The sequence below is a fragment of the Prevotella sp. oral taxon 317 str. F0108 genome (assembly GCF_000162415.1).
Classification (GTDB): domain Bacteria; phylum Bacteroidota; class Bacteroidia; order Bacteroidales; family Bacteroidaceae; genus Prevotella; species Prevotella conceptionensis.
In genome coordinates this window covers 104,525-116,755 of the sequence record NZ_GG740075.1, presented here as the reverse complement: position 1 = coordinate 116,755, position 12,231 = coordinate 104,525, and the positions used below count along the sequence as shown (strand labels likewise).

Annotated in this window: 7 protein-coding genes; 2 read left to right on the top strand and 5 right to left on the bottom strand. The window is 47.6% G+C overall.

Annotated elements, in window-relative coordinates:
* Nucleotides 1-30: 30 nt before the first annotated feature.
* Complete coding sequence (locus HMPREF0670_RS11870) at nt 31-1,365, top strand: MFS transporter (protein ID WP_009231399.1); 1,335 nt, start codon at nt 31-33, stop codon at nt 1,363-1,365.
* A gap of 1,815 nt (nt 1,366-3,180) precedes the next feature.
* On the top strand, nt 3,181-3,780 hold the full coding sequence (locus HMPREF0670_RS11865; protein WP_009231396.1) for a hypothetical protein: 600 nt from the start codon (nt 3,181-3,183) through the stop codon (nt 3,778-3,780).
* A gap of 162 nt (nt 3,781-3,942) precedes the next feature.
* On the opposite strand, the gene dnaA is transcribed toward HMPREF0670_RS11865, so the two are convergent.
* The 5 genes from dnaA to HMPREF0670_RS11840 form a co-directional block, all read right to left on the bottom strand.
* Complete coding sequence (gene dnaA, locus HMPREF0670_RS11860; protein ID WP_009231395.1) at nt 3,943-5,352, bottom strand: chromosomal replication initiator protein DnaA; 1,410 nt, start codon at nt 5,350-5,352, stop codon at nt 3,943-3,945.
* Between the two features lie 446 nt (nt 5,353-5,798).
* Entirely contained in the window at nt 5,799-6,701 is a 903-nt protein-coding gene (locus tag HMPREF0670_RS11855) for an MlaD family protein (RefSeq protein ID WP_009231394.1), read from the bottom strand.
* Between the two features lie 6 nt (nt 6,702-6,707).
* On the bottom strand, nt 6,708-8,090 hold the full coding sequence (locus HMPREF0670_RS11850) for an N-acetylmuramoyl-L-alanine amidase (protein WP_009231393.1): 1,383 nt from the start codon (nt 8,088-8,090) through the stop codon (nt 6,708-6,710).
* Between the two features lie 316 nt (nt 8,091-8,406).
* Nucleotides 8,407-8,778: a dihydroneopterin aldolase gene (folB, locus tag HMPREF0670_RS11845; RefSeq protein ID WP_009231392.1), complete on the bottom strand. Its 372-nt coding sequence runs from the start codon at nt 8,776-8,778 to the stop codon at nt 8,407-8,409.
* Between the two features lie 356 nt (nt 8,779-9,134).
* Complete coding sequence (locus HMPREF0670_RS11840; RefSeq protein ID WP_009231391.1) at nt 9,135-11,699, bottom strand: adenosylcobalamin-dependent ribonucleoside-diphosphate reductase; 2,565 nt, start codon at nt 11,697-11,699, stop codon at nt 9,135-9,137.
* Nucleotides 11,700-12,231: the final 532 nt, after the last annotated feature.

The window sequence follows — 12,231 nt, the reverse complement described above, 5'->3', positions numbered from 1 at the left end:
AGTAACGCCAAATTACGAATATAACCATATATGAACAATCAACTGAAAAAGAAACCCGACATGGGCTTTTGGAAACTATGGAACCTTAGTTTCGGATTTTTCGGCGTGCAGATAGCCTACGCCCTACAAAGTGCCAACATCTCGCGAATATTCGCAACACTTGGCGCCGACCCACACGAGCTAAGCTACTTTTGGATTCTTCCGCCACTAATGGGCATACTTGTGCAACCCATCGTGGGAACACTCAGCGACAAAACATGGACTCGTTTCGGCCGTCGCATACCTTATCTCTTTGTGGGTGCAACGGTTGCCGTGCTGGTGATGTGCCTCCTGCCCAATGCCGGTTCGCTTGGCATGACGGCAGGCATGGCCATGATTTTCGGCCTGACGGCACTCATGTTCCTCGACACAAGCATCAACATGGCCATGCAACCCTTCAAGATGCTGGTTGGCGACATGGTGAACGAGAAACAAAAGGCCTTGGCCTACTCCATGCAAAGCTTCCTCTGCAACGCCGGTTCAGTGGTGGGTTTTATCTTCCCCTTCTTCTTCACCTTCATCGGCATCAGCAACATAGCCGCAGCAGGTGTCGTCCCCGACTCGGTTATTTGGTCCTTCTACGTGGGCGCAGCCATACTTATACTCTGCGTTATCTACACCACATTGAAGGTTAAGGAGTGGAACCCGAAAGAATATGCCGAATACAACCAACTGGAAAAGCCACTCGACAAGGAAAAGACCAACGTCTTTGCCCTGCTGCGCAACGCCCCCAAGACGTTCTGGACCGTAGGACTGGTGCAATTCTTCTGCTGGGCTGCCTTTATGTACATGTGGACCTACACCACAGGCTCTATCGCCGACACCGTTTGGGGCGTCGACATGCAGCTACATTCGGCCACCAGCACGCCCCAATATCAAGAGGCAGGCAACTGGGTGGGCATACTTTTCGCCGTTCAAGCCATTGGCAGCGTGCTGTGGGCAGTGGTGTTACCCAACATCCGCAGTCGCAAAATGGCCTATGCCCTCTCGCTACTGTTGGGCGGCATCGGCTTTTTGTTGGTACCCTACATCGCCAACAAGTACCTCATGTTCGTTCCTTTCATTCTCATTGGCTGCGCTTGGGCCGCAACATTGGCCATGCCCTTCACCTTCGTAACCAACGCCTTGGAAGGAAAAGGACACATGGGCGCATACCTAGGTCTATTTAACGGAACCATCTGCGTACCCCAAATCATCGCCGCCGCCTTGGGTGGCACCATACTGCACCTGCTAGGCAGCGTGCAAAGCCACATGATGATGGCCGCAGGCGCGATGCTTATTATCGGCACTTTCTGCGTGTCGATTATCAGCGAAAAAGAGAAATAAAACAGCGTGTAGAACCTCACGCACGCCCCACTTAACGCACACATGCGCCAACTACCACAAGCAGCAGTTGGCGCATGTTGTTTAACCCCGCGCGCTGCCACCATTTGTTTTACCCTAAACAGCCCTAAACGACAACTGCGCCTCATCGCTCTCCTACTCTTTCTCGCATTATCAAGACCTGCTCCCACCTTGTGCGCACATTCATACGCGCACAAAAGTGTGGAATGCTTTCTGCGGATGAAGCCGACAGTAAAGCAAAGGAGGTTGTTGGAATGCATTTTTTCAATTCTTTCTCAACAAGTCCCCATTGTTAAACATGATGCTTTTATTTTACAAAACACACCCTAACCTCCATGCCATTCTAGCGAAAATCAAGGCTCAAAAGTAGGTAATTAGCCGCTATTTTACTGCCTACACATTGTTCCATGTGTCCGTTTTTAAGAAACTCACTTGCATTTTGCACCATTTAGCCTTTCTAGATTGGTTGAATGTTCGTTATTTTTCAAGCCCAATTACGTACTTTTAGCCCCTAAAATCCCACTTTTTGATGGTTATTTTGCCCTTTTGGGCCATGTGTTTCATGGTTCTAAAAGGTTTGTTTATACTATTTGCGGTGTATTTTTATGCTTATCACCTTCCATTTAGCCGCATTTTACCCTGCGTTTTGCACCATTTTACCCTGCGTTTTGCACCAAAACGCACTGCATTTAGCACCAAAACGCACTGCATTTTGCGGCATATTGCATTGCATTTAGCACCAAAATGCACTGCGTTTAGCAGCAAATAGCCTAAAAACTGGTGTAAATGGCAGTCGTCCCAAATAAATATTCATTTTGCCAACATGTACAACTAGCCCCTTTTTGCATCATAACCAACCTCCGCGAGAATCGTTTTTTGCAGCCTGCTGGGCAGTTGGTGAGTTTAAAAGGCACTCACAATGTTAAAAACCCCACTGAAAAGTGGACATTTCCTTTTGAGTTAACGAGCTTGTAGCTTTACGAGTTGACGAGTGTACGAATTAATTCCGCCAGCCGATAACAACAGACTGCAAGCTACACCACCTATATTTATCGGTAACACACACCTTGCTTCTCCATAATAGTTTACTTTTAGTATCGAATAGTAACCACCACCAAAAAGCATCATTTTCATAGAATATGGTTGGATAAGCAACAAATTATCTTTCAAAAAGGCTGTTATTTTATACCTTCCCCCTCAGAGCAATACGAAAGGTTTTACCAAACATCAATATTTTTAGAACAATATCTATACGTCTTACTAGACCATCTTTTCAGTATCCGAGCAGGATAAACACAGTTATTTTTCATTATTACACCCCATCGCGACACACACAACACACAACAATATCATTAATATGAGTACATTTTTGTTGTAAATCGGAAGATAAAACAGGAAATTAAAAATAAATAGAAAGAAACATTATTAAACGCTTGGCGCGTAAAAATGTTTTACTTAAATTTGCTGTGTCAACACTTTAAAACCAAAGAACATGAACAAATTTTCAATCAAACGAACAATCCTTTACTGCTTGGGAGGGATATTCATTGTGGCCTGTTCTGAAACAAGTGAAGAAAACATAGGTGAGCTAACCCAAAAAATACGCAACAAGTGGAAACAAATGCCATAGACAAGAAAGGCAATGGATACTTCTTGGACAATGTTTTTAACACAGATACTCCAGCTCCATACAACGACAACGCAGAAAGCACACGCACTAATTATAGGTATCGGTTGGAGTATGCCACGTTTACAAAGCACTAACACAATTTCACATACAATTAAAATGCAGTAATCATGAAGACCTATATAAAAACAATATGGACAAAAGCCATGCTCTGCATCTGTACATGTACACTACTCTCGTGTTCGGATAAAGACGGCCCTCATGTTGTAGACCCTTTTAGGGTAAGCATCAGGTTCGAAAGTCCCAAAGGCACAAACATCGCAGACTCTCTAAACATCATCGACAACACAAAGCCCGAAACATGGAATGCTAAAAAGGAAGACATCCAAGTGCGTGTTTATAGAGGGAGCGACCTCAAACCCCTAGAAATTAACAGAACCAGATGGGCATACATAAAAGAAAATACCATACCCAACTTTCTCGGGGGAACAACATTGAATGTATCTGCCACTGACCTGCGGATTTGGAAGGAAGATTTTTGGGGACGAGAAACGTATATCTTTGAGTTTAGAAGCAAAAAACTATTCGGCAACGATGAGCCGCATACCATTAAATGGTTCGTAACATGCAAAGGCAGCATGCAATATAATGTGTACAAATGCGAGATAGACAACGAAGACATGCCTCTATCGAAGAGCCATCTACTGATGATTGCGGGGTGTGCCGACCTCTATGCAGAAGTGACACTGAGAATAAAGCCTACGAAATAACACTATTTGGCGGGGAAAGAGCCTCGCGAAATACTGATAAGCAATTACAAATGTGCGCCTTTCAAGTGTGGCTAGAAAACATCTTTGGCTTTACTTTCGCGCAAAAATTATCTCTACCAACAAGTAATATCTGCATGGGGGAGAAAAAAAACAATTTCTCCCCTATCCTTTCAGCTTAAACGATGTGGCAATGCTTTCCACCTCGGCAGCAAAAAGGCTGTCGGTTTTAAGGCGCGCCTCAACCTGCGCACAACTATGCAACACGGTGCTATGGTCGCGCCCGCCAACAAGTTTCCCTATGCGGCTGGCAGGCATTTTGGTGTATTTCTGAGCCAAATACATCGACACTTGGCGCGGCACAACCAAGTCGCGCTTGCGGCTTTTGCTGCTCACGGCCGACACGCTAACGTTGAAATGATTGCTCACCTTCTCCAAAATGTCGTCTACGGTAAGTGGCGTATCGTCTACCTTCACAGCCCTTTTAATCACCCTTTCGGCCAACCGCATGTCGATGTCGCTGTTATACACCACCGAATAAGCCATCAAGCTGTTGATAACCCCTTCCAAGTCGCGCACACTTCCGTTAGCCGTTTCGGCAATAAACTGCGTCACCTCGGCAGGTATTTTCAGTCCGTCGCGGCGTATTTTGGCGTTCAATATGTCTACACAGAGTTGTACATTGGGCTTTTCTAGTTCGGCAATGATGCCACACGAGAAACGTGTGATAAGCCTATCGCTCATTTCGTTCAGTTCAACGGGTGGGCGATCGCTAGCCAAGATGATGCGTTTGCCGTTGCGAAAGAGGTGGTTGAAGATGTGGAAAAACGTTTCTTGGGTTTTATCTGCACTAGCCCACGTCTGCACATCATCAACAATAAGCATGTCGATGGTTTGGTAGAACTTGATGAAATCGTTGGTGGCATTCTTCAACACCGCGTTAACAAACTGCACCTGAAAGAGATGCGCGCTGATGTACAGCACTCTTTTCTGGGGGTACAGCTGCTTGGTTTGCACGCCGATGGCATTTACGAGGTGGGTTTTTCCACAGCCCGACGGCCCATAAATAAACATGGGGTTGAACTGATTGGTGTTGGGATGCTCGGCAACAGACAGCCCTACGGAACGCGACAGCTTGTTGCTCTCGCCCTCGATGTAGTTCGAGAAAGTTTGGTGTGGGTTAAGTTGCGGGTCTAGTTCCTGCTCCTTGGCCGGTTCTTCCACAGCTTTTTGCTTTGCGCCCCATGTTTTGGCGGCCTGCGTAGCGTGCGCCTCGGCCGGGTCGGCCTCAATGTCTTGGGTCTTTTTGTGCTCGCTATCCACCACCACCCTATAAGTAAGGCGTATGCGTTGACCAAAAGCAGAGAACAACACACGACTTAGCAGGTCGATATAATGTTCCTCGATATACTCGTACACAAACGAGCTTGGCACACGTAACACCAAAAGCTTCGTTTCGTTGTTAAACGATTCGAAGACAATAGGTTTGAACCAGGTGTCAAACTGCTGTGGAGAAACGTTCTGCGCAATGAGCGCAAGAGCTGCTTCCCAATGTTTATCGGGAGTTACGTCCATTATATCTATACTGTTGTTGGTTTTTCGGCACATGGCGTGCCGCGGTCTCTGAAATCTACTGCAAATATCGCAAAAAAAATTGGTTTTGGCAAATTACAGGCCGTTTTTGAAGAAGATTAAGGACGTGAAAGGTTTTGCAAAACTTGTGAAACATTGCATCAGGTGAGTTTAAGGAGAATATTAAGGACAAATAAGTGAACGCGTATGAGTTCTGGCCTCACCCCACAACCCCTCTCCAAGGGGATATGGGGGTATGATATGCCTTGCCATAACTTAGCTAACGACGTGGCAAATACTTGTATCAACCACCCCTAAGATACGCAACCGCCACCACTCTAAGCTTTGTAGAATGGTGACGGCGATGTGTTTATGGTTGTTAAGTTGGTGAGATTTGGGGTTCAAAGCCTTGCCAACTCAGTAACGCTATAACTTAAAAACTCAAAGTCCTACTTGTCTTTACGCCCGAAGAGCGAGAAGTGCACGTAGCGTTTGGGGTGCTGGCGAACGTTGATAAGCAGCGAGTCGGCACTCATCAGCGTTGCGTTGAGGTTGTTGTATAGGGTTGGGTCGCGCATCAGTAAGCCCAACGAGCCCTCGTTGCTGTTAAGCTTTTGTGTCATTTCCTCCACGTTGGCCAAGGTTCGGTTCACCTGTTGCATCGTTCCGTCGAGGTCTAGGGCAGCCAAGTTGGTGGTCAGCGTATTGGTATTGTCCAGCACTTTGTTGGCCTTTCCCACCATAGCGGGCACACTTCGGTTAAGACCTGCCACCAAACCATTGAGCTGTTGCGAAGTGGTGCGCAGGTTAGCTGTTAGCCCTTGCACGTTGTCTAGCGACTGGTTGATGGCGGGATTGGCCAAAATAGTGTTCACACTAACCAAAATAGAGTCGAGTTTGGGCAGCAATCGCTCGATAGATGGCACCATATCGGCCACCTGCGCCAATGCTCCCTTGCTCACGTTGCCCTGTATCACGTCGCCCGGACTAAGAAACTGACCGCTGTTAGGGGCAAGAATAAGGTTCAGTTTCACGTTTCCCATGAAGTCGCTCTCTATCTCGGCCGTACTTCCTTGCGGCACACGCATGCTCTTGTCGAGGTCTATCGTAACAACGATGTCGCCCTTTTGGTCGTAGTTATATTGGATGCCCGTTACCACGCCCACAGCAAATCCATTGGCATAGATGGGCGTTGAGTTAGACAAACCGGTTATATCTTTGAACATTACCTTATAGCCTGTATCGTTGGAAAATAAGGTTAACCCTTTCAGAAAGTTCATACCGAAGAACAATATCACCACTCCGGCAATGGCTACAAGGGCGATTTTTACCTCTCTCGTAAAGATTTTCATATTTAATTATTTGTTTCCTTTTTGTCTGTTAACCGAGAACTCGCGTATGGCCTTGTTCACATCCATGCGCTCGCCGTCTTTAAAGGCGATGACAAACGCATCGGGGAACTTCTTGGCGATGCTCTTTCGCAGTCGGTTTATTTCGTTATAGTCGGCCGATGCGCCATAGGTGTACTTCACCATGTCGTTCTCCTTGAAGTATTCCACGTCTTTCAAGCCCTTAAATTGTGGGCTGTTGCGGCGTATGCGCGTGGGACTGGCAATGATTTGCACCTTAAAGATGGGCACGATGGCCGTTTCGCCGAAGGATATTATCTTTTCTTCAGCATCTCCCGATGTAATGCTTGGCAACCTGGTTTCTTCGTTCGACCTTGTTTCGGCCGCCGACACCGTTGGGCGTTCTGTTACATCTTGGTTGGCGGCCTGCGCCCTTTGGGGTACAGATCTACCAACTTCGCTATCACGTTTTATCGGTTCGGAGAGTGTTCGCTCCGTCCTTCTCGTTACTTGTGGTTCGGGCTTTGGCTGCGTTGCAGGCACATCGTTAGACTTGTACACATCGGGAACAACGTCGGGAACGGTAGGCGTTGGCACGGGCGCAGCCTTGTAAGGCACCACAACACCACTGTAATACTTGTTTTTATAGTTCACAAACGCCCGATAGATGCCCGTGGCGATGTTCTCCACTCGCGCCTTATCGTTGAGCAACCGCTCCTCATCGGGCGTGGTGATAAAGCCCAATTCGATGAGACAACTGGGCATCGACGTTTCTCTGAGCACGAGGAACCCCGCCTGATGCACGCCCTTGTCGGGACGATTGGCCGCCGAACAGGTTTCGCGTTGCACCATCTTGGCCAAGTCTACGCTGTTGGACATGTTGCGATCTTGCATAAACTCGAACATGATGTAGCTCTCCGCCGAGTTGGGATTAAAGCCCTGATAGCTTTGTTTATAGTCCTTTTCTATCAAGATTACGGCGTTTTCGCGCTTAGCTACGTCCAAATTGTCGCCGGCGCGGTGCATTCCCAGGGTGTAAGTTTCCATTCCATAGGCCTGCTTCCCGCCGGGCAAAGCGTTGGTATGTACCGATATAAACAAGTCGGCCTTATTCTTATTGGCGATGTCTGCCCGCTCTTTCAAGCCGATAAACACGTCGGTTGTTCGCGTATAAATCACCTTTACGTCGGGACAATTGTGCTGCACCTTTCTTCCAAAGGCCATGGCCACGCTCAGGTTTATGTCTTTTTCTTTCGAGAAAGCGCCCAATGCGCCAGCATCTTTGCCGCCATGTCCTGGGTCGATAACCAACACGAACTTCTTGCCTGCTGCATTTGCGGCAAACGGCAGAAGGAGTAACAGGGCGAAGAGGGCGGCTATCTTTTTGTTCATACTCGCTGATTTGAAGTGCCGCATATCGTCGTCACGCTACATTTGGGGTCTTGTTCTGAAAGGTTTTCGTGCATTTCAAGCCTGCATCCAGCCTCACTCTCCACTGTATCTCTGCTTTCCTGCCATCCTTCGTTCGTTCTTTCGAGTGCCAAGGCTTGTTATGACACCTATCAAGAACCAAGCGAAATATACCCAGATAAAACCTAAAAATCCAGCAAGGGGACTGTTTCAGAACCCGCCCTTGTGTATCCTGAGCTGCCGATTAACGGCTTTGTTTATGCAAAAATACAGAAAAAAGGCCGTATTCGGGCTCTTCTCACTGGCTTTTATCATTATTTAATTGAATTTCCACTGCTGCTTGCCCTCCGCAAGTGCCCATAGGTGGGTTTTGTTTAGCCACTTCGAGCCGTATCGAACGTATCAGGGGGAAGTCGCGAAAGAGCCGTTGGGCGATGCGATAGGCCACGTTTTCGAGTAGGCACGACGGCTTTTGCATCTCTGTTTCAACAACTGCGTACACCTCGGCATAGTTCAACGTGTGGCTCACATCGTCGCTCTGCATGGCTTGTTCGATGGGATATTCGGCACGAAGGTTAACAACATAGTCGTTTCCCGCCGTTCGTTCTTGGGGCATAACGCCGTGAAAGGCGTGAAAATGTAGGTTCCGAAGATGAATGTAATGGGACATAATGAAAGGGTGAAAGGGTTATTAAAGGTGAAAAGGTGAAAAAATGGCTAACGCCGCTTAAAGGTGAAAAAGTGAAAGGGTGAAAGGGTGAAAAGATGGCTAACGCCGCTTAAAGGTATCTAGCGGTTTCTAGGTTTCTAGTTCATTCTTGCTTTCGGACAAGTCAGACTGGTCAGACTGGTCAGACTTATCCTATTAGCCTAACATCACCAATACATTTGGCATCTCTCCTTAACTCCTCAACTCCATAACTCCTTAACTTCTACTCCTTACTACCCTACTCCTTACCACTAAACAAAAAATACGCCCCACCCCGCAGCCATAAGGCTACGAAGTGGAGCAAGGAAATGCGTAATTTATCCGCAGCGCGATGCGCCACAGTTCTTGCAAATAAGGCAACCTTCCTGGTAAACGAGCGACTCTTGTCCACAAGAAGGACACTTCATACCCGTTGCCTCGGTGCCATCGGTAATGTATTTCTTCAATGCGCGCTCAACGCCAATCTTCCAAGTGTTGATGCTTTCGCTCTTCAATTGCAAGGAACCCACCAGCTTTATCACGTGGTCGATGGGCATGCGATAGCGCAAAACACCAGATATAAGCTTGGCATAGTTCCAATATTCGGGGTTAAACTTCTCGCTCAAGCCCTCAACCGTGGTTTTGTATCCGCGCTTGTTCTCAAACTGGAAGTCGTAACGACTGCGACCGTCGGGACCTATATTCTTGATGATTTTACCCTTCGTAACCGACTTAGGCAGGGCAATACCCTCGTCATCGTCTTGCAAGCCCGTGAAAATCTCGTAGGGATAACCATTGAGCAAGCCCACAAAGGCCACCCATTTCTCCTTATTGTTTTGGAAACGAACAACATCGCAGGCCAACTCCTTGGGCCTAACCTCGGTCACTTCGGGCTGTTTGCAAGGCACGATGGGCTGTTCTTCTTGCTTATCCTCTTTCTTCTTGTCTTTCTTCGACACAGAAATCATCACGCCCGAACGACTGCCGTCGCGATAAATCGTACAGCCTTTGCAGCCCGAACGCCACGCCTCTACATACAATCGGTTAACCAAAGCCTCATCAACATCGTTGGGCAAGTTCACCGTTACGCTGATAGAGTGATCCACCCACTTCTGTATTTCGCCCTGCATCCTCACCTTCATCAGCCAGTCCACATCGTTTGCCGTGGCCTTATAATAAGGAGATTGTTCCACAATGGCGTCAATTTCTTCTTGTGTATATCGCTTATCGGTATCAAAGCCGTTGGCCTTCATCCAGTCCATAAACTTCTTATGGTACACAATATACTCTTCAAAGCTGTCGCCCACCTCGTCAACAAAGTCTACATGCACGTCTGTATCATTGGGATTTACCTTCCTACGGCGTTTGTACACAGGCATGAACACAGGTTCGATGCCGCTCGTTGTCTGCGTCATCAAGCTAGTTGTGCCCGTGGGAGCGATAGTTAGGCAGGCAATGTTACGCCTACCGTAAGCCACCATGTCGTCGTAAAGCGACTGGTCGGCCTCTTTCAGGCGCAAGATAAAGGGATTGGCGGCCTCGCGCTTGGCATCGAATATCTCGAAAGCCCCACGTTCCTTAGCCATAACCACCGAAGAGCGATAGGCAGCCAATGCCAAACGTTTGTGCACACTTACGCTTACATCGGTGGCCTCTTGCGTTCCGTAACGCAAACCCAATGCGGCAATCATGTCGCCTTCGGCTGTTATGCCCACGCCCGTGCGCCTTCCCATGCTACTTTTGCGCTTAATCTTCTCCCAAAGATGATATTCTGCACCCTTCACCTCATCGTTTTGTGGGTCGTCTTTTATCTTCTCCATGATGAGGTCTATCTTTTCGAGTTCCAAATCCACAATGTCGTCCATTATTCGCTGGGCGACAGCCACGTGTTTGGCAAACTTGTCGAAGTCGAAATAGGCCTCTTTGGTAAACGGATTAACCACATAGCTAAACAAGTTTACGCAAAGCAGGCGGCAGCTGTCGTACGGACAGAGCGGAATTTCGCCACAAGGGTTGGTGCTAACCGTGCGAAAACCCAGGTCGGCATAGCAGTCGGGGATGCTTTCGCGCAGTATGGTGTCCCAGAAAAGCACGCCAGGTTCGGCACTTTGCCATGCGTTATGCACGATTTTCTCCCACAACGTCTTGGCCGAAATTTCCTTCTTCACCTCCGGATTGTCGCCTTCGATGGGGAACTGCTGCACGTATGGTTTGTCGTCTACGGCCGCTTGCATAAAGCTATCGTCGATTTTTACCGACACATTCGCTCCCGTAACCTTACCTTCGGTCATTTTCGCGTCGATAAAGGCCTCGCTGTCGGGATGCTTAATGCTAACCGACAGCATCAGCGCACCACGCCGTCCGTCTTGCGCCACCTCGCGTGTAGAGTTACTATAACGTTCCATAAACGGCACAAGCCCCGTAGATGTAAGTGCCGAATTGTTTACGGGCGAGCCCTTGGGACGTATGTGCGAGAGGTCGTGCCCCACGCCACCGCGGCGTTTCATCAGCTGCACCTGTTCTTCGTCGATGCGCAGGATAGCCCCATACGAGTCGGCATCACCTTCAAGTCCCACCACAAAGCAGTTGCTTAGCGATGCCACCTGGTAGCCATTGCCGATACCTGTCATCGGACTACCAGCAGGAACGATGTAACGGAAGTGGTCGAGCAGTTCGTAGACTTCTTGTGCAGAGAGCGGGTTGGGGTATTTCCCCTCGATGCGCGCTATCTCATTGGCGATGCGCCAGTGCATGTCTTCGGGCGATTTCTCGTAAATGTTACCGAAGCTATCCTTCATGGCGTACTTGTTTACCCAAACTCTCGCCGCAAGCTCGTCGCCGGCGAAATAATCTAAAGCGGCCGCAAAGGCCTCTTCGTATGAATAAGTTTTATTATTTTCCATTACTAAACCTCTATTTTCTTTTGCAAAGCTACAAACTATTTTTGATATTATCAAACGCCGTTACTCCGAATTTTCAGAATTGTACACGCACTATTCTCAAACATTCTCTATTTGTGGATATTACGAACTACAACCACTCGCCACATAAACAAAGGTTAACTTTCATACAGACGTATTCACATTAAAACTTTAAGAGAGCCTTTTCAAAATAGGGAGAACATCTAAACGAATACAAATCAAACACTTAACACAATCACCCTTACTTTAATCTTGCTCACAAAGTAAGGTTCAAAGTAAAGAAGAAACACAAAAGTTGTAAAACAAATGTGTACCAAACAGCACGACAACGGCCTGCCTCCACAACGCATCAGTTTACTAAAACGGAAAACTTCAACACGCTTTTCACTGCCAATGTTTCCCATTTTGCACAATTTGTTGTACGTCAGCAATACACATCTACCCACAAACGAAATCGCCATTTGCCTTTAAGTTAGAAAATACTATCCACTATTGCATGCCTTTCCACAAGGCC